The organism is Mycobacterium sp. E3305, assembly GCF_001666785.1.
Taxonomy (GTDB): Bacteria; Actinomycetota; Actinomycetes; order Mycobacteriales; family Mycobacteriaceae; genus Mycobacterium.
The window spans coordinates 13,744-40,109 of the sequence record NZ_LZJA01000186.1 but is presented as its reverse complement, the minus strand read 5'-3'; the positions used below and the strand labels follow the sequence as shown (position 1 = coordinate 40,109).

Genomic DNA, 26,366 nt, shown 5'->3' with positions numbered 1-26,366 from the left:
GCCCCGCGCGGATTGCACCTGACGGGGGTCTCCCGGGTCGACGTCGACGACGATACCGCCAGCGCCCGGTCGCAGGTCCTGTTCGTGCGGGCGGGCGACCTGCACCTGCGGCCGGCGCTGTACGACGATGAACTGGTCCGCGCCGACGGACGGTGGCGGTTCCGGCGGCGGCGGTGCCAGTTCGTCACGGGCCGTGGCCTGTCCGACACCCCCGAGGTCACGCCGTCATGAACGAACGCGTCGCCCTGGTGACCGGCGCGGCCGGCGGCCAGGGTTGGGCCATCGCCAAACGGCTACGCGCGGAGGGCTATTCGGTGGCCGCGTGCGACCGCCGCGCCGACGAGTTGCGCGGCCTGGTGCACGAATTGGGCGACGACGGGGTGATCGCGATCGAACTCGACGTGACCTCGGAGCCGCGATGGCGGTCCGCCGTGGGTGCCGTGATCGATCACTTCGGCGCGCTGTCCACGCTGGTCAACAACGCCGGGGCGCTGCACCGCGCATCGCTGGCCGACGAGACCGCCGATGCCTTCGAAAGCTCTTGGCGGATCAACTGTTTCGGTGCATTCCTGGGCATTCACGTGACGCTGGAGCACCTGCGGGCGGCGAGTGGTGCGGCCGTCGTCAACATCTGCAGCACCGGCGCCATCCGGCCCTTCCCCCACCACGCCGCCTACGGCTCGGCGAAGTGGGCGCTGCGCGGGCTGACGCAGAACGCCGCCGCCGAACTGGCCCCCCTCGGCATCCGGGTCAACGCCGTGTTCCCCGGACCGATCGCGACCCCGATGCTCGATGACGCCACGCAGCTGCGACTGGCCGCGTCGTCGGCCTTCGGGCGCATCGGTGAACCGCACGAGGTCGCCGACGCGGTCGCGTTCCTGGTCTCCGGGCACGCGTCGTTCATCACCGGCGCTGAACTGGTCGTCGACGGCGGCCAATGCGTGCAGATCCGATGACGGCACCGGACGGCGTCGACCGGCTTCACCCCGAACTGCGGGCCCTCGCGATCACCCGCACGGACTTTTCCTTCCGCTCAATCGAACTCACCCGCGACCCGTTCAACGAGCGCCGCCGCGCGGCCGCCGAACAAACCGACGCGCGCGGTGTCCAGGTCGGCGAAGAGACGGTGCCGGCCGACCCCCCTGTGCGGGTGCGGATCTATCGCGGTGGGTCCTCACCGGCACCCGTGGTGGTCTACTGCCACGCGGGCGGGTTCGCGCTGGGAAACCTGGACACCGACCATCGCCAATGCGTCGAACTGGCCCGCCGCGGCCGCTGCACGGTGGTGTCGGTCGACTACCGGCTGGCGCCCGAGCACCCCTACCCGGCCGCGCTCGCCGACGCGGGTGCCGTGCTGAGGTGGGTCGTGACCGACGCCGGCAAACTCGGTTTGGATCCCACCCGGATCGCCGTCGCCGGCAGCAGCGCCGGCGCCACCCTGGCGGCGTGCCTGGCACAAGCGGCGGCCGACGGCTCAGTGCCGCCGGTCGTCTTCCAGTTGCTGCACCAGCCCGTGCTGGACGATCGAGTCACCCCGTCCAAGAAGGAGTTTCGTGCCAGCCCGGCGTTCGACGGTGAGGCCGCCGACCTGATGTGGGGCCACTACCTGGGCGCAACGACCGTGCCGGAATCGGCCGTGCCCGCGCGGCGGACCCGGCTCGATGACCTGCCCCCGGCGCTGATCACCTGCGCGGAAATCGATCCCTTCCGCGACGAGGCCGTCGACTATGCGCTGCGCCTGCTCCGGGCCGGGGTGTCGGCCGAACTACACGTCTTCGCCCGCACCTGCCACGGATTCGACTCGCTGCTGCCCGATTCGCCGACGTCCGCGCGCCTGTTCGCGCTTCAGGAGCACGCCCTCGGCAGCGCCTTGCACGAGACCGGTGCGGGACCTTCGCCTCTACTCTGAGCGCCCGGACCGTCGGCAGAATGTGCTGCCATGAAGATCACCGGCCTCGAGGTCGTGCCGTTCGAGACATGGGTCGACCGAATCTCGTTCGGCCAGCTGATGACCGACTACCGCGTGGTGCAGACCGTGACCAAGGTGATCACCGACGAGGGCATCGAGGGCTACTACTTCGGCGGCCACTTCCACGGGGACCAGGACGGCCTGCTGCCGGGGGACCGGGCGATCATCACCCAATTCCTGAGCCCGCTGCTCGCCGGTCAGGACCCGTTCGACCGGGCCGAGATCTGGCGCCAACTGTGGGCGGCGAAACTTCCCGAAAACGTGTGCAGCGTAATCGATCTGGCACTGTGGGATCTGGCCGGCCGAGCCGCCGGCCTGCCGGTGCGCAAACTGCTGGGCGGCGCACGGGACCGGGTCAGGGCGTATGCCAGCAGTTTCAACAATCTCGGATCGCCCGAGGAATACGCCGCACACGCCGTCGACTGCAAGCGCCAGGGCTACGGCGCCTACAAGATTCACCCCTACCACTACTGGAATCCGGCGACAGGTCAGTTCGCGCTCCCACGGCCGTCGTATGTGGACTGGGACATTCGGGTGTGTCGCGAGGTTCGGGCCGCCGTGGGCGACGAGATGGTACTGATGTTCGACCCCTGGGGGACCTACCACACCTACGAGGACGCGCTGCGGGTCGGGCGCGAGCTGGAGCGGCTGGGCTTCTACTGGTACGAGCACCCAATGCCGGAGTACCGGGTCGAGTCCTACCGGCGGCTCGGCGACGAACTCGACATCCCGATCTGCTCTCCCGAGATCGCCGAGGGCGGCATCTACACCCGCGCGGACTGGATCCTGCGCCATGCCTCCGACATCAGCCGCATCGACGTCCTGCGCGGCGGCATCACCGGCGTGATGAAACTGGCCGGGATGTGCGAGGCCGTCGGCATGCGGTGCGAGTTGCACATGAGCGGCTTCGGCAACCTGCAGGTCCTCGGCGCCACCAGCGACGACGTCTGCCAGTACTACGAGCGCGGCCTGCTCGGGCCCGGGGCTCGCTACGACGCCGCGCCGCCGTACCTGACGGCGCCGTGCGACCCCCTCGCACCGGACGGCTTCGTCGAGATACCGTCGGCGCCCGGACTGGGCTACCAAATCCGTTGGGAATACATCGAAGAACACCGCCTGCCGGAAGCGGCGGTGGAACCCGTCGCGCCCCTGCACCCGCGGTAGCGGCTGGCGCCGTCGCGCGTGAGCGTGCGCAGAATGCCGCCGTCAACGGCGTGTCGTCGCACAGACACGCACGCTCGCCGGTGGAAATGGCGGGCGGTAGCGGCTAGTCGAACCTGATGAGCTGCCGGACGGCGGCGCCGTCGGCGAGGTTGTCCATCGCCTCGTTGATCTGATCCAACCGGATCGACGAGGACACCAGCGCCTCCACCGGGAGCCGGCCCGACTGCCACAGCGCGACGAACCGGGGGATGTCACGACTGGGCACCGCCGAGCCCAGGTAGCTGCCGATCAGCGACCGTCCTTCGGCAACAAAACCCAACGGCGACAGCGAGATTCGTGCATCCGGTGGCGGCAGCCCGACGGTGATCGTCCGGCCGCCCTGAGCGGTGAGGGCAATCGCCGTCTCGAGGGCGGCGGGATGGCCGGCGGCCTCGACGACCACCGCGGCTTTCACGCCCGCGTCGACGGCCTGCTGGGGGGTGTACGCCTCGTGCGCGCCCCGCGCCCGCGCGCCGGCCAGCTTGTCGGGCAGTTGGTCGACGGCGACCACGCGCACGCCGTCGTAGCTGAGCGCGGTGAGCACCGCCGCCATGCCGACACCGCCCAGGCCGACGACGGCGACCGTCTGCCCCGGCTGTGGATCGCCGACGTTGAGCACGGCGCCCCCGCCCGTCAGCACCGCGCAGCCCAGCAGGGCGGCGACCTCGGGCGGCACGTCGGGTGGCACCGGCACCACGCTGGCCCGGTTGACCACCGCGTGCGTCGCGAAGCCCGACACCCCGAGGTGGTGGTACACGCGGTGGCCGGCCTGGTTGAGCCGGATGTCACCGCCCAGCAACGTCCCGGCGGCGTTGGCCGCGCTGCCCGGCTCGCACGGGGTCAGGCCCCCGGTCGCGCAGGCCGCGCAATGGCCGCACCGCGGCAGGAACACCAGCACCACCCGCTGACCGATCGCGAGATCCGAGACTCCGTCACCGATCTGCTCGACAATTCCGGCCGCCTCGTGCCCGAGCAGCATGGGCACCGGCCGCACCCGGTTGCCGTCGACCACGGACAGGTCGGAATGGCAGACGCCGGCCGCCTCGACGCGGATCATCACCTCACCGCTGCCGGGCGGATCCAGGTCGAGATCGACGACGCGGATCGGCCGGGACTCGGCGTACGGGCGGGCCAGACCGATCCGGTCCAGCACGGCCCCCCGAATCTGAACCATGCTGGAATACAACCATGGCTTCGGAACCCCCGGTCCCGCCGGCTCCGGCGGTGCCGCCGGCACCGGATGGGCTCTCCAGCGACGACTTCCCGGTGCTGTGGCCGGTCGGAACGCGGTGGGCCGACAACGACATGTTCGGCCACCTGAACAACGCCGTGTATTACCAGTTGTTCGACACCGCCATCAACGCCTGGATCAACACCAGCACCGGGCTGGACCCGCTCACCACGCCCGCACTCGGCATCGTGGCCGAGTCGGCCTGCCGGTACTTCTCCGAGTTGCATTTCCCCGAGGGCCTCATGGTGGGGCTGGCGGTGACCCGGCTGGGCCGCAGCAGCGTCACCTACCGGCTCGGCGTGTTCCGGGCCGCGCTGGACGGGCAGGCTCAGCCGATCACCGCGCTGGGCCATTGGGTGCACGTCTACGTCGATCGCACCAGCCGCAAGCCGATCGAAATCCCCGACCCCGTCCGGTCGCTGCTGTCGACGGCGCGCGTGGACCGATAGGCCCGAGATTGCCCGCGGCGCCGGGGCTTTCGCGAGAAATCGCCGCCCGGGCCGCACCGCCGGGACGCGTCGCCCACCCGGCTATGCTTCGCCAATGCCAGTTATGAGCAAGACCGTCGAGGTCAGCGCCGACGCCGCCTCGATCATGGCGATCGTCGCGGACTTCGAGGCTTACCCGCAGTGGAACGAGGAGATCAAGGGCCTCTGGGTGCTCGCCCGCTACGACGACGGGCGCCCCAGCCAGCTGCGGCTCGACACCGACTACCAAGGCATGCAGAGCGTGTTCATCCAGGCCGTCTACTACCCGGCGGAGAACCAGATTCAGACCGTCCTGCAGCAGGGCGACCTCTTCACCAAGCAGGAGCAGCTGTTCAGCGTGGTGGAGATGGGCACATCGAGCCTGCTGACCGTGGACTTGGACGTCGAGACCTCGATGCCGGTTCCCGCGCCGATGGTCAAGCAGCTCGTCGGCAACGTCTTAGACCACCTCGCCGAAAGCCTGAAGCGGCGCGCCGAACAGCTGGCCGCGGGCTCGTCCTGAAGGCGATAGACCCATCGCCCGGCTTCGCCGCGCTTGCGACCGCGGTGGATCTATCGCGCCGGCCCGCGGCGCCCGGCTTCGCCGCGCTTGCGACCGCCGTGGATCTATCGCGCCGGCCCGCGGCGCCCGGCTTCGCCGCGCTTGCGACCGCGGTGGATCTATCGCGCCGGCCCGCGGCGCCCGGCTTCGCCGCGCTTGCGACCGCCGTGGATCTATCGCGCCGGCCCGCGGCGCCCGGCTTCGCCGCGCTTGCGACCGCGGTGGATCTATCGCGCCGGCCCGCGGCGCCCGGCTTCGCCGCGCTTGCGACCGCCGCTAGTCGAAGATGCCCGTGCGGTCCCGGATTTCCGTGAGCCTGGCCGCCGCGTCGGTGAACTGCCACACGGTGTGCTCGATCACCGCGGCGGCGTCGCGCCGGCGCAGCGCGGCGATCAGCTGCCGGTGGTTGTCGACGGCGGCGGTGCCCCATTGCTGATCGGCCGCGTACACCAGCACCGGCATGTACCGCGCGGCGTTGAGCAGGAACCACGCCAGCTTGATCCGCCCGCTCGCCTGATTGAAGACCCGATGGAATGCGAACTCGATGCCCGCGATGGTCTCGGCGTCGCTGGACCCGACGGCCGCGGCGAGCGCCTCGTTGATGCGTTCGAGCTCGTCGATCTCGGCGTCGCTGATGTGGTCGGTGGCCGCGGCGGCCAGCTCCTTGGCGATGGTGGCCTGGAGCCAGAAGATGTCCTCGACGTCCTGGCGGGTCAGCGGAAGCACGACGTGGCCGCGGTGCGGTTCCAGCTGCACCATGCCCTCGCCGCGCAGTTTCAGCAGCGCTTCGCGCACGGGCGTCACGCTGACGCCGAGCTCGGCCGCGGTCTCATCGAGGCGGATGAACGTCCCCGGCCGCAGCGCACCGGACATGATCGCGGCCCGGAGGTGACCCGCGACCTCGTCGGACAACTGTGCCCGGCGCAGTGGTCGTCGGCGCCTCAGTCGCGTGGATATCGGTGCGTTCACGGGGGCTGCCAGGGCTTTCGGGGGCTTAACGGAGGTTGGTTTGAAACTATTGTCGGGGCTTGTCAGCAGGGCTTTCAGGCCATAATGTGACCCAGACAACACCATGTTTTATCAAATATCAACCTGGCGCAAGCGGTGCGCGAGTGAAGGGAAAGGCCGGAGTTGACCGCGCAATTAGCGAGCCATCTGGCGCAGGGGACGGAGCAGCCGTACCTGTCCCGGCGGCAGAATTGGGTGACCCAGCTCGAACGGCACGCCCTGATGCAACCGGGCGCCCCGGCGCTGCGGTTCCTGGGCAGGACCGTGACGTGGGGGGACCTGCGGCAGCGGGTGGCGGCGCTGGCCGATGCGTTGAGCCGTCGGGGAGTCGGCTTCGGCGACCGGGTCATGGTGTTGATGCTCAACCGCACCGAATTCGTCGAGTCGGTGCTGGCGGTCAACATGCTCGGCGCCATCGCCGTGCCGCTCAACTTCCGGCTCACTCCCGCCGAGATCGCCTTCCTGGTCCAGGACTGCGAAGCGCGGGTGATGATCACCGAATCGGTGCTCGCCCCGGTGGCCGCGGGGGTGCGCGACGTCGAGCCGCTGGTAGGCACGATCATCGTGGCCGGCGGTGCGGGCGACGACAGCGTCCTCGGCTACGAAGACCTGATCAACGAGCACGGGGCTGCGCATGAGCCCGTCGACATCCCGAACGATTCGCCGGCACTGATCATGTACACCTCAGGCACCACGGGCCGCCCGAAGGGCGCCGTGCTGACCCACACGAACCTGACCGGGCAGACGATGACCGGCCTGTACACCAACGGCGCCGACATCAACAGCGACGTCGGTTTCGTCGGCGTCCCGTTCTTCCACATCGCGGGCATCGGCAACATGCTGACCGGGCTGCTGCTGGGCACCCCGACGGTGATCTACCCGCTCGGCGCGTTCGAGCCTGGGCAACTGCTCGACGTGCTGGCCGAAGAGAAGGTCACCGGCCTCTTCCTGGTGCCCGCGCAATGGCAGGCCGTCTGCGCCGAGCAACAGGCACGGCCCCGCGACCTGAGGCTGCGGGTGATGTCCTGGGGAGCCGCGCCGGCGCCCGACGCGCTGCTGCGCGAGATGTCGGCGACGTTCCCCGGCACCCAGATCCTGGCCGCGTTCGGTCAGACCGAGATGTCGCCGGTCACCTGCATGCTGCTGGGCGAGGACGCGATACGTAAACGCGGCTCGGTCGGCAAGGTGATCCCGACCGTGGCCGCACGCGTCGTCGACGAGAACATGAACGACGTGCCGATCGGCGAGGTCGGCGAAATCGTCTATCGCGCACCAACTTTGATGAGTGGCTACTGGAACAACCCGGAGGCCACCGCGGAGGCCTTCGCCGGTGGGTGGTTCCACTCCGGCGACCTCGTCCGGGTGGACGAGGAGGGTTACGTCTGGGTGGTGGATCGCAAGAAGGACATGATCATCTCCGGCGGTGAGAACATCTACTGCGCCGAGGTGGAGAACGTCCTGGCCAGCCATCCGAGCATCGTCGAGGTCGCGGTCATCGGCCGCACCCATGAGAAGTGGGGCGAGGTGCCGATCGCGGTCGCGGCCGTCGCGGGCGACCAGCTGCTGCTCGACGAGCTCCAGGAGTTCCTGGCCGAGCGGCTGGCACGTTACAAGCATCCCAAGGCCCTCGAGATCGTGGACGCGTTGCCGCGCAACCCCGCCGGTAAGGTGCTCAAGACTGAGCTACGGATCCGTTACGGAACCGCAAATATCGATGAAAACCGTTCCGGTGCAAGAGAATTTACGGGCAGGGAGGAAAGCTGACGAAACCTGTAACGTTTGCCCGCTGTTGACGAAGGGTTAATTGTGCAGATGCAGTTCACACGTGCATGGCCATCGGGTACATTCCTGTGGTCTCCGTTACTACTTGTCAGTAGGGAGCCGATGGTCACACACGTTGGGTCGGGGCGAAACGGGGGCCTCCCCGGCCGCGTTGGGCGTACCTCCCGCTTGCGGGGGACGGCGAGGGGTGGGGGTGCCCTCAGCCGCGGAGCCGTGAGGGGGAGAGGCGTGCGACACGATCCGCCGCCGCGCCGAGAGGCGGGCGGTATCAGCTGGAGGGGGCAGCGGTGACTTCAACGTCGGCGAGTCGACGGGGCCCCTACTTGGTCGGCTATGTACGCGACCAACTGCAGACCCCGCTGACGCTCATCGGGGGATTCTTCCGGATGTGCGTCCTCACCGGCAGGGCGTTGTTCCGCTGGCCGTTCCAATGGCGCGAATTCGTCCTGCAGTGCTGGTTCATCATGCGGGTGGCTTTCCTGCCGACCATCATGGTGTCGATCCCGCTGACAGTCCTGCTGATCTTCACGCTCAACGTCCTGCTGGCCCAGTTCGGGGCCGCGGACCTGTCCGGAGCCGGCGCGGCGATCGGCGCCGTCACCCAGCTCGGTCCGCTCACCACGGTGCTGGTGGTGGCCGGCGCCGGGTCGACGGCCATCTGCGCCGACCTCGGCGCCCGCACCATCCGCGAGGAGATCGACGCCATGGAGGTGCTCGGCATCGACCCGATCCACCGGCTGGTGGTCCCGCGGGTGATCGCCGCGACGCTGGTGGCCACGCTGCTCAACGGCCTGGTGATCACCGTCGGCCTGGTCGGCGGCTACCTGTTCGGCGTCTACCTGCAAAACGTCTCGGGCGGCGCCTACCTCGCCACCCTGACCACGATCACGGGCCTGCCGGAGGTCGTCATCGCGACCGTGAAAGCCGCCACGTTCGGCCTGATCGCCGGGCTGGTCGGCTGCTATCGCGGCCTGACCGTGCGGGGCGGCTCGAAGGGACTGGGCACCGCCGTCAACGAGACCGTCGTGCTCTGCGTCGTCGCGCTGTACGCGGTCAACGTGGTGCTGACGACCATCGGCGTGCGATTCGGAACGGGCCACTGACATGTCGACCTCTGCCGTATTGCGCGCCCGCTTCCCGCGGGCGGCCGAAAACCTCAACCGCTACGGCGGCGCCGCGGCCCGCGGGCTCGACGACGTCGGCCAGATGGCGTGGTTCGGGGCGGTGGCCCTCGGCCACATCCCGCACGCGCTGCGCAACTACCGCAAGGAGACGCTGCGGCTGATCGCCCAGATCGGCATGGGCACCGGCGCCATGGCCGTCATCGGCGGCACCGTGGCCATCGTCGGCTTCGTGACCCTGTCCGGTAGCTCCCTGGTCGCCATTCAGGGCTTCGCCTCGCTGGGCAACATCGGCGTCGAGGCGTTCACCGGCTTCTTCGCCGCGCTGATCAACGTCCGCATCGCCGCCCCCGTCGTCACCGGCATCGCGATGGCCGCCACCGTCGGCGCCGGCGCGACCGCCGAGCTGGGGGCCATGCGCATCAGCGAAGAGATCGACGCCCTGGAAGTCATGGGCATCAAGTCGATCTCGTTCCTGGCGACCACCCGGATCATGGCCGGGCTGGTCGTCATCATTCCGCTCTACTCGCTGGCGATGATCATGTCGTTCCTGTCCCCCCAGATCACCACCACGGTGCTGTACGGGCAATCCAACGGAACCTACGAGCACTACTTCCGGACATTCCTGCGTCCCGACGACGTGTTCTGGTCGTTCCTCGAGGCCATCATCATCACGGCGGTCGTGATGATCACCCACTGCTTCTACGGATACAACGCCGGCGGCGGACCCGTCGGCGTCGGAGAGGCCGTCGGCCGATCGATGCGTTTCTCGCTGGTGTCGGTCCAGGTCGTGGTTCTGGCAGCCGCGTTGGCGCTCTACGGCGTCAACCCCAACTTCGCGCTCACGGTGTAGCCATGACGTCACCGGTGAAGGTCAACAAACCCCGCAACCCGCCGTACAAGCTGGCGGGCATCGCCTCGCTGATCATCGCCCTCGTGGCGCTGGTTCTGGTCTACGGGCAGTTCCGCGGCGACTTCACACCCAAGACCAAGCTGACCATGCTGGCGTCGCGGGCCGGGCTGGTGATGGATCCCGGCTCGAAGGTCACCTACAACGGGGTGGAGATCGGCCGGGTGGCCAACATCTCCGAGACCGTGCGGGACGGCAAGCCGGCCGCGAAGTTCACCCTGGACGTCTACCCCCGGTACCTCTCGCTGATCCCGGCCAACGTGAACGCCGACATCAAGGCGACCACTGTGTTCGGCGGCAAGTACGTGTCGCTGACGACGCCGAAGAACCCGTCGTCGCAGAAGCTCAACCCGCACACCGTGATCGACGCGCGGTCGGTGACGACGGAGATCAACACGCTGTTCCAGACCGTCACCTCGATCGCGGAGAAGGTGGATCCGGTCAAGCTGAACCTGACGCTGAGCGCCGCGGCCCAGGCGCTGACCGGGCTGGGCGACCGGTTCGGGCAATCGGTGGTCAACGCGAACGCGATCCTCGATGACGTCAACCCGCAGATGCCCCAGGCCCGCCGCGACATTCAGGGGTTGGCGGCGCTCGGGGACACCTACGCCAACGCCGCGCCCGACCTAATCGACTTCCTCAACAACGCGGTCATCACCTCGCGCACGATCAACGCGCAGCAGAAGGATCTGGACCAGGCCCTGTTGTCCGCGGCCGGGTTCGGCAACACGGGCGCCGACATCTTCAACCGGGGCGGCCCCTACCTGGCGCGCGGCGCCGAGGACCTGGTGCCCTCGGCCCAGCTGCTGGACACCTACAGCCCGGAGATCTTCTGCACGCTGCGCAACTACCACGACATCGAGCCGAAGGCCTCGTCGTTCCTGGGCGGCAACGGCTACTCGCTGAGCGCCCACACCGAGGCCCTGTCCGGGCTGGGGCTGCTGGCCAACCCCGTGTCGGCGGTGGCGACCCTCGCCAGCCTGGTCGGCGGGCTCGCAGGGCTCATCGGCGGCGCGCCGAACCCGTACACCTACCCGGAGAACCTGCCGCGGGTGAACGCGCGCGGCGGGCCGGGGGGCGCCCCCGGTTGCTGGCAGCAGATCACCCACGACCTGTGGCCGGCACCTGAATTGGTGATGGACAGCGGCAACAGCATCGCGCCGTACAACCACCTCGACACCGGCTCGCCGTACGCCATCGAGTACGTCTGGGGCCGCCAAGTAGGGGACAACACGATCAACCCATGAAAATCACCGGAACAATCGTCAGGCTCAGCATCTTCTCGTTGGTGCTGCTGATCTTCACTGTGATGATCATCGTCGTATTCGGCCAGATGCGGTTCGACAGCACGAACTCGTACTCGGCCGAATTCACCAACGTCAGCGGGCTGCGGGCGGGCCAGTTCGTCCGCGCCTCGGGCGTGGAGATCGGCAAGGTCGACACGGTCGAGCTGGCCGACGGCGGCAAGCGGGCGCGGGTGAAATTCAACGTCGACCGCTCGGTGCCGCTGTACCAGTCGACGACCGCGCAGATCCGCTACCTCGACCTCATCGGCAACCGCTACCTGGAGCTCAAGCGCGGCGAGGGCGAGGGCGCCGAGAAGGTGCTGCCGCCGGGCGGCTTCATCCCGATGTCGCGGACCTCGCCCGCGCTGGACCTCGATGCTCTGATCGGCGGTTTCAAGCCGCTGTTCCGTGCGCTGGACCCGCAGAAGGTGAACACCATCGCGACGGCGCTGATCACCGTGTTCCAGGGCCAGGGCGGCACCATCAACGACATCCTCGACCAGACCGCGCAGCTGACCAACCAGCTCGGTGAACGTGACCAGGCGATCGGCGAGGTCATCAAGAACCTGAACATCGTCCTGGACACCACGGTCCGCCACCGCCAGCAGTTCGACCAGACGGTCAACAACCTCGAGGTGCTCATCACGGGGCTGAAGGACCACGGCGACCAGCTGGCGGGCGGGACCGCGCACATCAGCAACGCCGCCGGGACGGTCGCCGATCTGCTCGCCGAGGACCGCGGGCTGCTGCACAACACCCTCAACTACCTGGATGCGATCCAGCAGCCGCTCATCGACCAGCGCGATGGGCTCAACGACTACCTGAAGAAGGTGCCCACCGCGTTGAACATGATCGGGCGCGCCATCGGCTCCTACGGCGACTTCGTGAACTTCTACGCCTGCGACATCACCCTCAAGATCAACGGGTTGCAGGCCGGTGGCCCGGTCCGCACGGTCCGGCTCTTCCAGCAGCCGACGGGTAGGTGCACCCCGCAATGAGGACACTGGAACCACCCAACCGGGTTCGCATCGGCCTGATGGGCATCATCGTGACGCTGCTCGTCATCGGCGTCGGTCAAAGCTTCACCAGCGTGCCGATGCTGATGGCCAAACCGCACTACTACGGCCAGTTCACCGACACCGGCGGCATCGGCGTCGGCGACAAGGTGCGCATCGCCGGCGTGGACGTCGGCAAGGTCGAGGCCATCAGCATCGACGGCGACCACATCCTGGTCAAGTTCAATATGGGCACCGCAACCATCGGCACCGAGAGCCGGCTGGCGATCAAGACCGACACCATCCTCGGGAAGAAGATCCTGGACGTCGAGGCCCGGGGCAATCAGAAACTGAGGCCCGGCGACTCGCTACCCATCGGTCAAAGCACCACGCCCTACCAGATCTACGACGCGTTCTTCGATGTCACCAAGGCCGCCCAGGGCTGGAACATCGACACGGTCAAGGAATCGCTGCACGTCCTGTCGCAGACCATCGACCAGACCTACCCGCACCTGAGCGCCGCGCTGGACGGCGTGGCCAAGTTCTCCGACACCATCGGCAAGCGCGACGAACAGGTCAAGCATCTGCTCGCCCAGGCCAACCAGGTGGCCAGCGTCCTCGGTGACCGCAGCGACCAGGTCGACCGCCTGCTGGTGAACGCGAAGAACCTGCTGGTGGCCTTCAACGAGCGCGGCCAGGCCATCAACGCGTTGCTGGCGAACGTCGCCGCCTTCTCCGAACAGGTCAAGGGCTTCATCAACGACAACCCGAACCTCAACCACGTGCTCGAACAGTTGCGCACGGTGAGCGACATCTTGAAGGAACGCAAGGACGACGTCGCCGCGGGGCTCACCGAGGTCGGCAAGTTCCTGCCGTCCCTGAACGAGGCCATCGCGTCGGGACCGTTCTTCAAGGTGGTCCTGCACAACCTCGCGCTGTACCAGATCATCCAGCCGTGGGTGGATGCCGCCTTCAAGAAGCGCGGCATCGACCCGGAGAACTTCTGGCGCAGCGCCGGGCTGCCCGAATTCCGGTGGCCCGACCCGAACGGCACCCGGTTGCCCAACGGCGCACCGCCGCCGGCACCCCCGGTGCTGGAAGGCACTCCGGAGCACCCGGGGCCGGCCGTTCCTCCCGGGTCGCCCTGCTCCTACACCCCGGCCAACCCGGGTGGCAACGTGACCGTCGGCGACGAGGGTCTGCCGCGGCCGTGGAACCCGCTGCCGTGCGCCGGCGGGGGCATCGGACCGTTCGGCGGCCCGGGCTTCCCGGCGCCGGTCGACGTGATGACCTCCCCGCCGAACCCGGGCGGCCTGCCCCCGACGCCGGGCATCCCGATCGCCGGGCGGCCGGGCGACCCGCCGCCGGACGTTCCCGGCACGCCCGTGCCGCTGCCGGCGCAGGCGCCGCCGGGCGCGCGCACCGAGAACCTGGCGCCGGCCGGGCCGACGCCGCCGCCGTCGACGTTCGCGCCGGGCTTCCCGCCGGGACCCGCGGCCCCACCGGGGCCGGGGAACCAGCTGCCGGCGCCCTTCATCAACCCGGGCGGAACGGGCGGCAGCGGCGCTGCCGGGGGAGGTAGCCAGAATTGAGCACCGCCTTTGACATCCGAAACATCCGGCTACCGAAGCTGACCCGGGCGACCGTGATCATCGGCTCGCTGGTGATCGTGCTGGCCCTGGTCGTCGGGTTCGTCGGCTGGCGGCTCTTCGAGAAGCTGACCAACAACACCGTGGTGGCCTATTTCCCGGCGGCCAACGCGCTCTACCCGGGCGACAAGGTCCAGATCATGGGGTTGCGGGTGGGCGCGATCGACAAGATCGAGCCGGCCGGCGACAAGATGAAGGTCACCTTCCACTACGAGAACAAGTACCGGGTTCCCGCCAACGCCAACGCGGTGATCCTGAACCCGACGCTGGTGGCGTCGCGGGCCATCCAGCTGGAGCCGCCATACAAGGGCGGCCCGGTGCTGGCCGACAATGCGGTGATCCCCGAGGAGCGCACGCAGGTCCCGGTGGAGTGGGACCAGCTGCGCAACAGCATCACCAACATCATCTCCAAGCTGGGCCCCACCCCCGAGCAGCCGACCGGCCCGTTCGGTGAGGTCATCGAGTCCTACGCCAACGGCCTGGCCGGCAAGGGCAAAGAGATCAACACGACGCTGAGCAACCTGTCGTCGGCGCTCAACGCGCTGAACGAAGGCCGCGGCGACTTCTTCGCGGTGGTGAAGAGCCTGGCGCTGTTCGTCAACGCGCTGCACAAGGACGACCAGCAGTTCGTCGCGCTGAACCAGAACCTGGCGGACTTCACCACCCGGCTCGCCCACAACGACAACGACCTGGCGAACGCGATCGAGCAGTTCGACGGTCTGCTGTCGACCGTGCGGCCGTTCTTGGACAAGAACCGCGAGGTGTTGACCTACGACATCAACAACCTGGCCACGGTGACGAACACGATCCTGCAGCCGGACCCGCTGAACGGACTGGAGACCGCGCTGCACGTCCTCCCGACGGCCGCGGCGAACATCAACCAGATCTATCACCCGTCGCACGGGTCGGTGGTCGCCATCCCGGCGATCACCAACTTCGCCAACCCGATGCAGTTCATCTGCAGCTCGATCCAGGCGGGCAGCCGGCTCGGATACCAGGAGTCCGCGGAGCTGTGCGCGCAGTACCTGGCCCCCATCCTCGACGCCATCAAGTTCAACTACCTGCCGTTCGGCGCGAACCTGTTCAGCACGGCCGAGACCTTGCCCAAGCAGGTGGCCTATTCGGAGGATCGGCTGCACCCGCCGAACGGCTATAAGGACACCACCGTGCCCGGCATCTGGGTTCCCGACACCCCGACGTCGCACCGCAACACCCAGCCCGGCTGGATCGTCGCGCCGGGGATGCAGGGCCAGCAGGTCGGACCCATCACGGCCGGTCTGATGACCCCGGACTCGCTGTCCGAGCTCATGGGAGGCCCCAACATCGCGCCCGTCCAGTCGAACCTGCAGACGCCGCCGGGACCGCCGAACGCGTACGACGAGAACCCGATCGTGCCGCCAATCGGACTGAACGCGCCGGTACCCATCCAGCCGCCGCCACCCGGGCCGGGCGTGGCCCCGGGTCCGGTGGCCCCGACACCGGCGCCGGTCGCGGCGCCGGCGCCCAACGCCGGCGGGCCGGCGGTGCCGGCTGACATCGGGGGTGGCCAGTGAGCGTATTGCGAAGGCTGATCCCGCCGATTCGCCGCGGGTCCTGGCAGGCCCTGGTCCTGCTGATGGCCGCGCTGGTGCTGAGTTCGTGCGGCTGGCGCGGCATCTCCAATGTCGCGATCCCCGGTGGTCCCGGCAGCGGCTCGGGCGCCATGACGATCTATGTGCAGGTGCCGGACACGCTGGCGATCAACGGCAACAGCAAGGTGATGGTCGCCGACGTCTTCGTCGGGTCGATCAAGAAGATTCAGCTGAAGAACTGGATCGCCACTTTGACGCTGGGTGTCGACAAGAACACCAAGCTGCCCAAGAACGCGATCGCCAAGATCGGCCAGACCTCACTGCTGGGTTCCCAGCACGTCGAGCTGGCCGCGCCGCCCAACCCGTCGCAGGAATTGCTGAAGGACGGCGACACCATTCCGCTGAAGAACTCCTCGGCGTATCCCACCACCGAGCAGACGCTGGCCAGCCTGTCGCTGATCCTGCGCGGTGGCGGCATCCCCAACCTCGAGGTGCTGCAGAACGAGGTCTACAACATCTTCAACGGGCGGGGCGACGCGATCCGGTCCTTCCTGGGCAAGCTGGACACCTTCACCAGCCAGCTCAACCAGCAGCGCGATGACATCACCCACGCGATCGACTCGACCAACCGGCTGCTGACCTATGTCGGCGCGCGGGCGGACGTCCTCGACCGGGTGCTCACCGACATCCCGCCACTGATCAAGCATTTCGCCGACACCAAGAACCTGCTGATCAACGCCGTCGACGCGGTGGGCCGGCTGAGCCAGGCCGCTGACCAGTACCTGTCGGAAGCCCGCGGGCCGCTGCACACCGACCTGCAGGCGCTGCAATGCCCGTTGAAGGAGCTGGGGCGCGCCTCGCCCTATCTGATCGGCGCGCTGAAGCTGATCCTGACCCAGCCGTTCGACATCGACACCGTGCCGAAGATCTTCCGGGGTGACTACATCAATATCTCGCTGACGCTCGACGTGACCTACAGCTCGGTCGACAACGCGTTCCTCACCGGTACCGGGTTGTCCGGCGCGCTGCGCGCGCTCGAGCAGTCGTTCGGGCGTGACCCCGAGACGATGATCCCGGACGTGCGCTACACGCCGAACCCGAATGACGCGCCCGGCGGGCCGCTGGTGGAAAGGGGGGACAGGAATTGCTGACTCCTTTCATCAGACGCCAGCTGATCGCATTCGGAATCCTGACGGTCATCTCGATCCTCGTGCTCGGGGTGTACTACCTGCAGCTCCCGAGCCTGGCCGGCATCGGTCGGTACACGCTGAAGGCCGAACTGCCGGCGTCGGGCGGTCTGTACCCGACGGCGAACGTGACGTATCGAGGCATCACGATCGGCAAGGTCACCGACGTCGAACCGACCGAGCGCGGCGCCGAAGCGACGATGAGCATCGACAGCCGCTACAAGATCCCGATCGACGCGACCGCCAACGTCCACTCGGTGTCGGCCGTCGGTGAGCAGTACCTGGACCTGGAATCGACCGGGAATCCGGGCAAGTTCCTGTCCGAGGGTCAGACGATCACCAAGGGCACGGTGCCCGCGGAGATCGGCCCGGCGCTGGACACGGCCAACCGTGGGCTGGCCGTGCTGCCCAAGGACAAGATCGGCCAATTACTGGACGAGACGGCGCAATCCGTCGGCGGCCTGGGTCCCGCCCTGCAGCGGTTGGTGGACTCCACGCAGGCGATCGTCGGTGATTTCAAGACGAACATCACCGACGTCAACGACATCATCCAGAATTCGGGCCCGGTGCTCGACAGCCAGGTCAAGTCGGGCGATGCCATCGAACGCTGGGCGCGCAACCTGAACCGGCTGGGCGCGCAGTCCGCCCAGGAGGACTCGCACGTCAAGAGCATCCTGCGTCAGGCGGCGCCGACGGCCGATCAGGTCAACGACGTGTTCAACGACGTCCGCGAGTCGCTGCCGCAGACACTGGCGAATCTGGAGGTGGTGTTCGACCTGCTCAAGCGCTACCACACCGGCGTCGAGCAGGTCCTGGTGTTCCTGCCTCAGGGCGCGTCGATCGCCCAGACGGTGGCCGCGCCGTTCCCGAACATGGCGGCGCTGGACCTGGCCTTATCGATCAACCAGCCGCCGCCCTGCCTGACCGGCTTCATCCCGGCGTCGGAGTGGCGGTCCCCGGCCGACACCAGCATGCAGCCGCTGCCGTCGGGCACGTACTGCAAGATCCCGATGGACACCCCGGCCAACAGCGTGCGCGGGTCGCGCAACATCCCGTGCACGGACGTCGAGGGCAAGCGGGCGGCCACGCCCCGGGAGTGCCGCGACCCCAAGCCGTACGTGCCCGCGGGTACCAACCCCTGGTACGGCGATCCCAACCAAATCGTGACCTGCCCCGCGCCGGCGGCACGCTGCGACCAGCCCGTGAAGCCCGGGCAGGTGATCCCGGCGCCGTCGATCGACACCGGCCTGAACCCGGCCCCGTCGGACCGGGTGTCCGGGACGCCCCCGCCGACCAGCGACCCCTTGTCCCGGCCGGGGTCGGGTACCGTGCAGTGCAACGGCCAGCAGCCCAACCCGTGTGTCTACACGCCCAGCGGGCCTCCGGTGGCGACCTACAGTCCCCAAAGCGGTGAACTGGTGGGGCCAGATGGAGTTAAATACTCCGTCGAGAACTCGGCCAGAACAGGAGACGACGGATGGAAGGAGATGCTGGCACCAGCCGGCTGAACCCCCCACCGATGCCGAAGTTTCGTCGTCTGCGCGGACGGCGTCCTAAGAACCAGGACCCGGCGGCCGCCGTCGATCCGATCGATTCCGGCGCGACACCCGAGGATTCCGCAGCGCCCGACGGTGTCATCGAACCGCCTGCGCCCGACGTGACCGTCGAGGAGCCGGCGGAAACCGAGGTGGCCGCGGGGGAACCGGCGGGACCCGAGGACGCGACCGAACAGGCCGCTCCCCAGACCGCGGCCGACGAGCCGTCGGAGCCCGGTGCCGAGCTCGGCGACGCCGTCGAGCGTCGGCCGTCGCGGATGGGTCGCGGCTGGTTGGCCGGCATCGCGGCGGTGCTCGTGATGTGCGCCGCGGCGGTCGGTGTGGGCGGTTACGTCGCGTTGCGCTACCACCATGAAAGCCAGGCGATAGCCCGCAACGACGCCGCGGCGCTCAAGGCCGCCGTCGACTGCGTGTCGGCGACCCAGGCCCCCGACACCAACGCGATGGCGGCGAGTGAGCAGAAGATCATCGACTGCGGCACTGACGCTTTCCGCTCGCAGGCCCTGCTTTACACCAGCATGCTTGTCCAGGCGTACCAGGCCGCCAACGTCCACGTCCAGGTGTCCGACATGCGAGCGGCCGTCGAGCGCAACAACCCCGACGGCTCGGTGGAGGTGCTCGTCGCGGTCCGCGTCAAGGTCGCGAACGACCAGACGCAGAACGAGACCGGCTACCGGCTGCGGGTGAAAATGGCTCAGAGCGAAGGCCAGTACAAGATAGCCAAGCTCGACCAGGTGACGAAGTGACGGTGGTGGTCGACAAACCACCGGCCACGGCCGTCCAGCAGTCTCCGCGGACCGCCCTGGCGCCCTGGCACATTCGCGCCGGCGCGCTCGCGGTCGACGTCTTGCCGGGTGCCGCGGTGGTGGCCACGATGGCGGTCACCTGGTTCACCGTTCCGCCCGGCGGCGTGTGGTGGTGGCTGTGCATCGCGGTCATCGGAGTGGTCATCCTGCTGGTGCTGGTGAACCGGCTGCTGCTCCCGACAGTCGTCGGCTGGAGCCTCGGGCGGGCGCTGTTCGGCATCACGGTGGTGCGGCGCGACGGTGAGCCGATCGGGCCGTGGGGCCTGCTGCTGCGCGACCTGGCGCACCTGCTCGACACCGTCTCGATGGTGGGATGGCTTTGGCCGCTGTGGGATTCGGGCCGCCGCACCTTCGCCGACATGCTGGCGCGCACCGAAGTGCGCCGTCACGAAACGGCGGAGCCGGCGTTCAACGCGCGGCGGTGGACGACGGTCCTGGTGGCGGCCGCGGCGGGGCTGTGCATCGCCGGTGCGGCGCTGAGCTACGCGGCGGTGTTCGCCCCGGACCGGGCCACCGACCGGACGCGGGCGCAGCTGGACACGCAGGGACCGAAGATCGTCGCGCAGATGCTGACCTACGACCCGAAATCGCTGCACGACGACTTCGCCCGCGCCCTGTCCCTGGCCACCGACAAGTACCGGACCCAGCTCGCCGCCCAGCAGGACATGGTGCAGAAGGGCAACCCGGTCATCAACGAGTACTGGGTGACCGATCACGCGATCCAGTCGGCGTCGCCCGATCGGGCGACGATGCTGATGTTCATGCAGGGGCGCCGCGGCGCGGCGCCCGACGAGCGCTACATCTCCGCCACCGTCCGGGTGACTTTCGTCAAGGGCGGCGACGGCCGTTGGCTCGTCGACGACCTCATGGTGCTGACCAAGCCCAAACCGCCGGGAGCCGGAAAATGAGCCCGCGCCGCAAGTTCCAGCCCGGTGAGGGGCCGCTGCTGGTCCCGCATCCGGTGCCGCCGGGGCGGCCGTGGGGCCTGCCGCTGGCCGGCGCCGTCGCCGCGGTCTTCATGGCGGCCGCGATCACGGTGTGCAGCCTGATGCTCGTCGATCATCAGTCCCGGGAGCGCGCCGCGTCGAAGAATCGCGAGGTCCTCAGCTACGTCACCGGGTTCATGACGCAGTTCACCTCCATCGATCCGTTCCACGCCAACGACTACATAACGCGGGTGCTGGCGCAGGCGACCGGCGACTTCGCCAAGGAATACCGCGACAAGGCGAACGAGATCTTGCTACAGGTGGCCCGCGCCGAACCTGCCACCGGGACCGTCCTGGACGCGGGGGTGGAGCGGTGGAACGACGACGGCAGTGTCACCACGATCGTGGCCACCGCCGTGAGCGCCAAATCGCCCGACGGTAAACAAGTTTGGGAAAACGCCAATCGGTGGACGGCGACCGCCACGCAGGAAGGAAAGCAGTGGAAGATCAGCAACCTGCAGCAGGTGATCTGACCGCCGACGGTAACGCCGCCACTTCGGACGAGGCGGCGACCGAAGAGCGGGAAGAGTCCGGCAGCGCCGACGAAACGGCCTCCGCCGCAGAGGAATCCGAGGCAGCCGAGGGTGACACCGAGGCCGCCGAGGCAGCCGAGGACCAACCCCCCGCTCGCAAGCGGCGCAAATTGCTGGCCGGCAAGCGGCTGGCCGTCACTGTCGCGGTGGCCGCCGCACTGTTCGTCGGTTCCGCGGCGTTCGCCGGCGCGACCGTACAGCCGTACCTGAGCGACCGGGCGGCCGCCGCAACGAAACTGAAGGTGGCGCGGACCGCGGCCAACGCGATCACCACGCTGTGGACCTACACGCCGGAGAACATGGACACCCTCGCCGACCGCGCGTCGGGCTACCTCAGCGGTGATTTCGAGGCGCAGTACCGCAAGTTCGTCGACGCCATCGTGGCGCCCAACAAGCAGGCAAAAATCACCAACCACACCGACGTCACCGGGGCGGCGGTGGAATCGATCGACGACGCCAACGCCGTCGTCATCGTCTACACCAACACCACGTCCACCAGCCCGTTGACCAAGAACGTGCCGTCGCTGAAGTACTTGTCCTACCGGCTGTTCCTCAAGCGCGCGCAGAGCCGCTGGCTGGTGACCAGGATGACGACCATCACGTCGCTGGATTTGACGCCGCACGTCTAGCGCAGTCTGCTACGAGCCATGGCAGTTACCTCGCCGGTGTCGGAGCGATCGACCGTCGCGGCGCTGTTGCTGCTGACCTTCGCCACCGGCCTGGCGGATTCGATCAGCATCCTGGTGCTCGGCCATGTGTTCGTCGCCAACATGACGGGAAACGTGATCTTCCTTGGCTTTTGGCTGGCGCCCAGGACGAGCATCGACCTGACCGCGGTGGTCGTGGCCCTGCCCACGTTCGTGTGCACCACCATCGTCAGCGGCCGGATATCGCGGCACTTCGCCGACCGGACGCGACAGTGGATCACCACCGTATTGGCAACGGAGATAACCCTTTTGGTGGGGTTGGCGATCCTGGCGGGCGTGGGAATCCTGCAGTACCACGACAACACCAAGCTGATCATGATCGGCTTGCTGGCGGTCACGTTCGGCCTGCAGCACTCCAGTGCGCGCCAGTTCGGCATCCAGGAGCTGTCCACCACCGTGCTGACGTCGACGATCGTCAGCCTCGGTCTGGACAGCCGCCTGGCCGGCGGCTCGGGCGCGCGTCAGACGTTGCGTCTCAGCGTCGTGCTGACCATGTGCGCCGGCGCGTTCCTGGGGGCGTCGATGTCGCGGTTCGTCGTCGCACCGGTGTTCGCCGTCACGGCCGCGGTGGTGGCGGCCAGCCTGCTGATCTTCCGCTTCGGGCCGAGCTAGTTGAAGGCGAGCCAGCTGGGCAGCGCCCGCTCGTGCGAATCGCACAGCACCTGCCGGGTGTCGCACGACCCGCGCGGCGAGCCCGCACCGGCCCACATGCCACCGGTGTCGCGGCGCAACACGATGGCCGACGACCCGCCGCCGTCGAGCAGAATGGCGTTGTCGCTGCCCAGCCCGCGGAACAGGTCCTGCATGTTGTCCGGGGTGTAGCTGCCGCCCTCGAAGATGTACATCTCGTCTTTCTGCCGCGCGTACGCCAGAGCCGTCCGCGCGGCGCTGGGGCCTCCGTCGTGCAATTGCCCGGTGTTGCCGGGCGCCAGCAGCCCGATTCCGGAGACCGCGACGAACCGCTCGTTCTTGTTGAGCAGGTCCTGGACCACGGGCGTGGCGGAGTCGTAGTCGCTCTTGCTCTTGGGCCACACCACGTAGGGGGCGCCGCCCGACGGCAGGATCATCGTCGTCAGGACGCTCCAGCTTTCGCCGCCGCCCGAGAGGCCCTGCTTGCCCGGGTAGGCCACGGTGCCGGTGACGGCCTGGTTGGCGCGGCCCTGGCCGTTGGTGTTGTCCACGAAGGCGCCCAGCGGCGAGCTGCAGCCGGTCTGACGCCACGAGCCGGCTTTCTGACCGCGTACGTCGAAGAAGTTCGCGTTGATCGCGATCGTGGGCTGGCCCATTCGCTGCCACGCCTGCAGCGGCGCATAGAGTTCCGACGCCTGCCAGAGGCCCTCGCCGGTGCGGGCGCCGGGGTTGTTCTCGCAGCGCGCCTGATCGCCCTGGTGCGTGTCGACCAGCAGGTGGGGCGAAAGCCGGCCCGCGGCGTTCTTGATGATCATCAGGTGGCCGCCGTTGTTCATCTCGTACCAGCTGCCACCGGCGTTGAGCATCGGTGCGGGATGGCCGGGACCGAAGTTATAGACCAGGTAGGAGCCCTTGGTGGTGTTGATGGCGTTGGCCAGCAGATCGCGGCCGTCGGCGGCGTGCGCGACCGGCTGTCCGGTGGTGCACGCGAGGACAATGCCGGCGACGATGGCGGTGCAGCCGGCCACCAGCCGGCGCAAGCTGGCGCCTCGGGTCAGCACGATCGCCCTTTCCGCCCGGATCTGAATACAACATAAACATCATCAGTCACATCCGTCACACTGTCAATTTAGATAACGGGCGGATGACGCTCGGGCGGCGGTCGAATTACGTTTGCTCGCTTGGGCTTTCGCTCGACGGTTCCGGCTCGGTGGCGGCGACCGTTCGCTCGTGCTTGCCCTGGCGCGCCTTGTGCTGAGCCTGGTGTTCCTGGGCGATCGCCAGCTCGACGGCACCCGCGATCCGGTGGAATCCCTTGCGGTCGTACAGGTGCGTGACGATGCCGCCCAGCAGCAGCCCGATCACGAGGCCGATCGTCGTCATGATCAGCGCCTGGGAGATCCCGGTGTCCGCGTGCCCCTTGAAGTACAGCAACGACCGGGTGCCGAGGAAAACCTGGTGCATGGGCTCGAATTCAGCCAACCAGCGGAAGAACGTCGGCGTCGCCTCCAGCGGCACGGTGGCGCCGGCCGAGGGCAGGCCGAGGATCACGAAGATCAACATGCTGACCAGCAGGCCGCCGGTGCCCAGCACGGAGAGCAACGAACTGGAGGTGATGCCCACCGCGGCGATCGCGAACACCCCGAAGGCCCAGAGTTGCCAGCCGAGGTCGATGGGCATGCCGAGCCCATGAGCGATCGCGATATAGACGGCGGAGGTGAGCAGGCCCAGCAGCACCATGATCGCCCACTTGAGCAGCAGCGTCTGAAATCGCGAGATTCTGACCTGCTCGGCGAAGCGATACACCGGACCGAATTCGGCTGGGACGTAACCGAGTAACGCGTCGACCAGGGTGCTGACCACGATACTGCCGGTGAACCCCGCGAGCAGCAGTAAGAGCGCGTAATAGAAGGCCGATAGCCCGTTACCGGTGCCGTCGGGCAGCGGGTGGAACACGGTCGACTCGATCTCGATCGGCGTCGACAGGCCCTCTTCGGCGGCCCCGGCCAGCGGTGCGCCGCCGGTCTGCGCCTTGACCGAAGCGAGGAGTCGTTCGCCCACTTCACCATTCGCCACGCCCATCGCCATGTTCAGCGTCTGCGCGGCGATGCTGGCGCCGAGCGTGCCGGCCCGCGGGTTCGTCGAGATCGTGATCACCGGCCGTTCCGCGGGACCGGGCACCACCGCGCTGGCGCCCAGATCGCGCAGCTTCGACGAGAAGCTGGGCGGGATCAGCACCGAGCCGTACACGTGCCCGGTGCTCAACTCGTGCTTGGCGGCGTCGCGACTGAGCACGCGGACGTCGAACTTGTTCTTGTCCAGGCCGTTGACCAAGCGGCCGGTGAGTTCCGCGCCGGCCGGCCCGGCGTCCTCGTTGACCACGGCGATGGGGAAGTGCCGCAGGTTGGTCATCGGGTTCAAGATGCCGCCGAGGTAGAGCGCGCACAGCGCCGACATCAGGGCCAGCGTGATCACGAGCGGCGCCGCCCAGAACCGCACGGTCCGGACCGCCTTCACGTTCCGGTTGGGGTTCGGCGCCGCGTGCTGCGGCCGCGATTGAGACATGCCGGCTCCTGTCTGTCACGCCCACTCTATGGGCTCGCGGCCCCCAGTTCAGCGTGCATCTCCCAGACCAGTAGTTCCGACGCATCGTTCGCCGTAACCCGCGCTTCGCCGGCATCGGTGAACCGAACGGCGTCACCGTCCCGCAGGTCGCCGGCGCCCTCGCAGGTGATCGCGCCCCGCGCCACGAAGAGATGCAGGTAGGGCGCCTGCGGGAGGATCACGGTGTCACCGGGCTGCAGCCGCGCGGCGTGTAGGGCGGCGCTGCGGTTGTGCAGGTCGATCGCCCCGTCCCGGCCGCGGATACCCGAGGCGATCGTCACGAGTGTGCCGTCCAACACGTCCGCGCCGATCTCTTGCTGTTGATAGCCGGGGGCGATGCCGGCCTCGTCCGGCACCACCCACATCTGCACGAAATGCACTGGCTCCGTGGGAGAGTCGTTCTCCTCCGAGTGCAGGATTCCGGTGCCCGCCGACATGCGCTGGGCCAGGCCGGGAACGATGACGCCGTGATTGCCGATGGAGTCCCGGTGCGCCAATCGACCCTTCATCACCCACGTCACGATCTCCATGTCCCGGTGCGGATGCGTGCCGAATCCGGTTCCGGGCGCGACGATGTCGTCGTTGTTGACCAGTAGCAACCCGTGGTGGGTGTTATCCGGGTCGTAGTGGTCGCCGAACGAGAACGAGTGCCGCGATGTCAGCCAGGGTGTGTTGGTGACGGCCCGCTCGGCCGCACGCCGGATGTCCGCGTGGGCAGCCATGGGCCCAGCCTAATCTCACCGGCGACGTCAGGACACGGTCGCGGCGAGCAGCCCCTGGGCATGCCTGAGCGCGGCCTCGAGCCCGGGCAGTGTCAGTCCGGGAGAGCGGCCCAGGTGGATCTCGATCTGGTAGTCCGGCTGGCCATCCGGCCCGAAGATCGGCAGCACCACGAACTCGGCCGCGGCCAAATCGGTTTCGAGCACATCGGTGACGGACTGCAGCGTCACCATCGTCATCAGGGTGGTGAGCTGGCGGGTCACCCGCGCCGTCGGCTCCAGGGACGTCAGCACCTCGGCGAGGCGATCGTGCAGCGACTGGTGGGTGTCGTCGAACCGCCACGCGCCGTACCCACGGGCGCGAATGTCGGCGAGCACCCGCTGGTGGTCGGCGACCTCCGCCCGGGTCAGCCGCGGCATCACCCGGTGCAGCCAGGCCCGCACGAATTCGTCGTCGCGCCAGGCCATGGCGACCAGGCCGAACGGCGGGTCGATGGGGAAGCGCTGGCCGACGGCTTGCCCGCCGTCGGTTCCGTGGCCGACCGCGTCCACCGTGGTCAGGTGCCGCCCGCCGATCTTCGACATGGAGCAGCCCGCGCCGAGCGCTTCATGCAGAAACCGCAGGGCGTCGCGGCCCCGGTCCAGCAGCGGGAACTGCGCCCGTAGCCCATGCACCAGCCCGAACAGGCCACTGCCCAGGACGTAGCGGCGATCTCCGCGGCGCGCCACCCAGGCGCGCCCTTCCAGTTCGGCCAGCACCAGGGCGCAGGTGGATGTGCTGATCGCGCAGCGCTTCGCCACCTCGGCGGACGTCAGCCCTGCCGGCGAATCCGCCAGCGTGGCAAGCACATCCATCACGCGGCCGGTGGGCGGCGATTTGGCGG

Annotated in this window: 26 protein-coding genes; 20 read left to right on the top strand and 6 right to left on the bottom strand. The window is 68.4% G+C overall.

The window, feature by feature from the left end; all coding sequences use genetic code 11:
- From A5701_RS17215 to A5701_RS17200, 4 genes are all read left to right on the top strand, one after another.
- A partial coding sequence (locus A5701_RS17215) for a nuclear transport factor 2 family protein (RefSeq protein WP_197499121.1) occupies positions 1-231 on the top strand: 231 nt, incomplete at its 5' end.
- Positions 228-956, top strand: coding sequence for an SDR family NAD(P)-dependent oxidoreductase (locus A5701_RS17210; RefSeq protein WP_067756149.1), 729 nt, complete (start codon positions 228-230; stop codon positions 954-956). The genes A5701_RS17215 and A5701_RS17210, both read left to right, overlap by 4 nt.
- Positions 953-1,909 carry an alpha/beta hydrolase gene (locus A5701_RS17205; protein ID WP_067756146.1) on the top strand — a complete coding sequence of 319 codons (957 nt, stop codon included), beginning with the start codon at positions 953-955 and terminating at the stop codon, positions 1,907-1,909. The genes A5701_RS17210 and A5701_RS17205 overlap by 4 nt, the downstream gene beginning before the upstream one ends.
- A 30-nt stretch (positions 1,910-1,939) precedes the next feature.
- Entirely contained in the window at positions 1,940-3,133 is a 1,194-nt protein-coding gene (locus A5701_RS17200) for an enolase C-terminal domain-like protein (RefSeq protein WP_067756144.1), read from the top strand.
- 103 nt (positions 3,134-3,236) lie between these two features.
- On the opposite strand, the gene A5701_RS17195 is transcribed toward A5701_RS17200, so the two are convergent.
- Positions 3,237-4,346: an alcohol dehydrogenase catalytic domain-containing protein gene (locus A5701_RS17195; protein WP_067756164.1), complete on the bottom strand. Its 1,110-nt coding sequence runs from the start codon at positions 4,344-4,346 to the stop codon at positions 3,237-3,239.
- Positions 4,347-4,360: 14 nt separating this feature from the next.
- Here A5701_RS17195 and A5701_RS17190 point away from each other — a divergent pair, with 14 nt between their 5' ends.
- Both A5701_RS17190 and A5701_RS17185 read left to right on the top strand, forming a co-directional pair.
- Positions 4,361-4,852 (top strand): thioesterase family protein, encoded by a 492-nt coding sequence (locus A5701_RS17190; protein ID WP_067756141.1) that lies wholly within the window; start codon positions 4,361-4,363, stop codon positions 4,850-4,852.
- A gap of 94 nt (positions 4,853-4,946) precedes the next feature.
- Positions 4,947-5,393, top strand: a complete 447-nt coding sequence (locus A5701_RS17185) for an SRPBCC family protein (protein WP_067756138.1) — start codon at positions 4,947-4,949, stop codon at positions 5,391-5,393.
- Between the two features lie 315 nt (positions 5,394-5,708).
- On the opposite strand, the gene A5701_RS17180 is transcribed toward A5701_RS17185, so the two are convergent.
- Entirely contained in the window at positions 5,709-6,401 is a 693-nt protein-coding gene (locus A5701_RS17180; protein WP_082950169.1) for a GntR family transcriptional regulator, read from the bottom strand.
- Positions 6,402-6,563: 162 nt separating this feature from the next.
- Between A5701_RS17180 and fadD5 the strand changes: the two genes are divergently transcribed.
- The 14 genes from fadD5 to A5701_RS17110 all read left to right on the top strand — a co-directional run bounded on the left by fadD5 (position 6,564) and on the right by A5701_RS17110 (position 22,141).
- Positions 6,564-8,204 (top strand): fatty-acid--CoA ligase FadD5, encoded by a 1,641-nt coding sequence (gene fadD5, locus A5701_RS17175; protein WP_067756135.1) that lies wholly within the window; start codon positions 6,564-6,566, stop codon positions 8,202-8,204.
- Between the two features lie 305 nt (positions 8,205-8,509).
- A complete protein-coding gene (locus tag A5701_RS17170) occupies positions 8,510-9,325 on the top strand; it encodes an ABC transporter permease (RefSeq protein WP_067270001.1) in 816 nt (271 codons plus the stop codon).
- A 1-nt stretch (position 9,326) separates the two neighbouring features.
- On the top strand, positions 9,327-10,196 hold the full coding sequence (locus tag A5701_RS17165) for an ABC transporter permease (RefSeq protein ID WP_067756132.1): 870 nt from the start codon (positions 9,327-9,329) through the stop codon (positions 10,194-10,196).
- A 2-nt stretch (positions 10,197-10,198) separates the two neighbouring features.
- Positions 10,199-11,500 (top strand): MCE family protein, encoded by a 1,302-nt coding sequence (locus A5701_RS17160; protein ID WP_067756129.1) that lies wholly within the window; start codon positions 10,199-10,201, stop codon positions 11,498-11,500.
- Entirely contained in the window at positions 11,497-12,537 is a 1,041-nt protein-coding gene (locus tag A5701_RS17155; RefSeq protein WP_067756127.1) for a virulence factor Mce family protein, read from the top strand. Before A5701_RS17160 ends, A5701_RS17155 begins: the two co-directional genes overlap by 4 nt.
- Positions 12,534-14,126 carry a virulence factor Mce family protein gene (locus A5701_RS17150; protein WP_067756124.1) on the top strand — a complete coding sequence of 531 codons (1,593 nt, stop codon included), beginning with the start codon at positions 12,534-12,536 and terminating at the stop codon, positions 14,124-14,126. The genes A5701_RS17155 and A5701_RS17150 overlap by 4 nt, the downstream gene beginning before the upstream one ends.
- Positions 14,123-15,736 (top strand): virulence factor Mce family protein, encoded by a 1,614-nt coding sequence (locus tag A5701_RS17145; protein ID WP_067756121.1) that lies wholly within the window; start codon positions 14,123-14,125, stop codon positions 15,734-15,736. Before A5701_RS17150 ends, A5701_RS17145 begins: the two co-directional genes overlap by 4 nt.
- A 62-nt stretch (positions 15,737-15,798) precedes the next feature.
- A complete protein-coding gene (locus tag A5701_RS17140; RefSeq protein WP_231972843.1) occupies positions 15,799-16,905 on the top strand; it encodes a virulence factor Mce family protein in 1,107 nt (368 codons plus the stop codon).
- Entirely contained in the window at positions 16,899-18,449 is a 1,551-nt protein-coding gene (locus A5701_RS17135; protein ID WP_067756115.1) for a virulence factor Mce family protein, read from the top strand. The genes A5701_RS17140 and A5701_RS17135 overlap by 7 nt, the downstream gene beginning before the upstream one ends.
- Positions 18,419-19,243: an Mce protein gene (locus tag A5701_RS17130; RefSeq protein ID WP_067756112.1), complete on the top strand. Its 825-nt coding sequence runs from the start codon at positions 18,419-18,421 to the stop codon at positions 19,241-19,243. The genes A5701_RS17135 and A5701_RS17130 overlap by 31 nt, the downstream gene beginning before the upstream one ends.
- Entirely contained in the window at positions 19,240-20,211 is a 972-nt protein-coding gene (locus A5701_RS17125) for an RDD family protein (RefSeq protein ID WP_067756109.1), read from the top strand. Before A5701_RS17130 ends, A5701_RS17125 begins: the two co-directional genes overlap by 4 nt.
- Positions 20,208-20,762: a mammalian cell entry protein gene (locus tag A5701_RS17120; RefSeq protein WP_067756105.1), complete on the top strand. Its 555-nt coding sequence runs from the start codon at positions 20,208-20,210 to the stop codon at positions 20,760-20,762. The genes A5701_RS17125 and A5701_RS17120 overlap by 4 nt, the downstream gene beginning before the upstream one ends.
- Complete coding sequence (locus tag A5701_RS17115) at positions 20,729-21,451, top strand: mammalian cell entry protein (RefSeq protein WP_067756102.1); 723 nt, start codon at positions 20,729-20,731, stop codon at positions 21,449-21,451. The genes A5701_RS17120 and A5701_RS17115 overlap by 34 nt, the downstream gene beginning before the upstream one ends.
- 18 nt (positions 21,452-21,469) lie before the next feature.
- The gene (locus tag A5701_RS17110) at positions 21,470-22,141 is read left to right on the top strand and encodes a YoaK family protein (protein ID WP_067756098.1); all 672 of its coding nucleotides are present in this window, start codon (positions 21,470-21,472) and stop codon (positions 22,139-22,141) included.
- On the opposite strand, the gene A5701_RS17105 is transcribed toward A5701_RS17110, so the two are convergent.
- The 4 genes from A5701_RS17105 to A5701_RS17090 all read right to left on the bottom strand — a co-directional run bounded on the left by A5701_RS17105 (position 22,138) and on the right by A5701_RS17090 (position 26,337).
- A complete protein-coding gene (locus A5701_RS17105; protein WP_156670131.1) occupies positions 22,138-23,247 on the bottom strand; it encodes a phosphodiester glycosidase family protein in 1,110 nt (369 codons plus the stop codon). The genes A5701_RS17110 and A5701_RS17105 overlap by 4 nt on opposite strands.
- A gap of 79 nt (positions 23,248-23,326) precedes the next feature.
- Positions 23,327-24,724 (bottom strand): YhgE/Pip domain-containing protein, encoded by a 1,398-nt coding sequence (locus A5701_RS17100; protein WP_067756090.1) that lies wholly within the window; start codon positions 24,722-24,724, stop codon positions 23,327-23,329.
- A gap of 26 nt (positions 24,725-24,750) precedes the next feature.
- Positions 24,751-25,485, bottom strand: a complete 735-nt coding sequence (locus A5701_RS17095) for a pirin-like bicupin family protein (RefSeq protein WP_067756086.1) — start codon at positions 25,483-25,485, stop codon at positions 24,751-24,753.
- A gap of 27 nt (positions 25,486-25,512) precedes the next feature.
- On the bottom strand, positions 25,513-26,337 hold the full coding sequence (locus tag A5701_RS17090; RefSeq protein ID WP_067756159.1) for a MarR family transcriptional regulator: 825 nt from the start codon (positions 26,335-26,337) through the stop codon (positions 25,513-25,515).
- Positions 26,338-26,366 lie beyond the last annotated feature (29 nt).

Excerpts from the sequence above, each read along its gene's own strand:
- A5701_RS17140 (WP_231972843.1), top strand. The coding sequence starts at position 15,799 with ATGGCCGCGCTGGTGCTGAGTTCGTGCGGCTGGCGCGGCATCTCCAAT.
- A5701_RS17120 (WP_067756105.1), top strand. The coding sequence starts at position 20,208 with ATGAGCCCGCGCCGCAAGTTCCAGCCCGGTGAGGGGCCGCTGCTGGTC.
- A5701_RS17195 (WP_067756164.1), bottom strand. The coding sequence starts at position 4,346 with ATGGTTCAGATTCGGGGGGCCGTGCTGGACCGGATCGGTCTGGCCCGC.
- A5701_RS17095 (WP_067756086.1), bottom strand. The coding sequence starts at position 25,485 with ATGGCTGCCCACGCGGACATCCGGCGTGCGGCCGAGCGGGCCGTCACC.
- A5701_RS17150 (WP_067756124.1), top strand. The coding sequence starts at position 12,534 with ATGAGGACACTGGAACCACCCAACCGGGTTCGCATCGGCCTGATGGGC.
- A5701_RS17210 (WP_067756149.1), top strand. The coding sequence starts at position 228 with ATGAACGAACGCGTCGCCCTGGTGACCGGCGCGGCCGGCGGCCAGGGT.
- A5701_RS17185 (WP_067756138.1), top strand. The coding sequence starts at position 4,947 with ATGCCAGTTATGAGCAAGACCGTCGAGGTCAGCGCCGACGCCGCCTCG.
- A5701_RS17155 (WP_067756127.1), top strand. The coding sequence starts at position 11,497 with ATGAAAATCACCGGAACAATCGTCAGGCTCAGCATCTTCTCGTTGGTG.
- A5701_RS17160 (WP_067756129.1), top strand. The coding sequence starts at position 10,199 with ATGACGTCACCGGTGAAGGTCAACAAACCCCGCAACCCGCCGTACAAG.
- A5701_RS17130 (WP_067756112.1), top strand. The coding sequence starts at position 18,419 with ATGGAAGGAGATGCTGGCACCAGCCGGCTGAACCCCCCACCGATGCCG.
- A5701_RS17110 (WP_067756098.1), top strand. The coding sequence starts at position 21,470 with ATGGCAGTTACCTCGCCGGTGTCGGAGCGATCGACCGTCGCGGCGCTG.
- A5701_RS17090 (WP_067756159.1), bottom strand. The coding sequence starts at position 26,337 with ATGGATGTGCTTGCCACGCTGGCGGATTCGCCGGCAGGGCTGACGTCC.
- A5701_RS17100 (WP_067756090.1), bottom strand. The coding sequence starts at position 24,724 with ATGTCTCAATCGCGGCCGCAGCACGCGGCGCCGAACCCCAACCGGAAC.
- A5701_RS17190 (WP_067756141.1), top strand. The coding sequence starts at position 4,361 with ATGGCTTCGGAACCCCCGGTCCCGCCGGCTCCGGCGGTGCCGCCGGCA.
- A5701_RS17200 (WP_067756144.1), top strand. The coding sequence starts at position 1,940 with ATGAAGATCACCGGCCTCGAGGTCGTGCCGTTCGAGACATGGGTCGAC.
- A5701_RS17205 (WP_067756146.1), top strand. The coding sequence starts at position 953 with ATGACGGCACCGGACGGCGTCGACCGGCTTCACCCCGAACTGCGGGCC.
- A5701_RS17165 (WP_067756132.1), top strand. The coding sequence starts at position 9,327 with ATGTCGACCTCTGCCGTATTGCGCGCCCGCTTCCCGCGGGCGGCCGAA.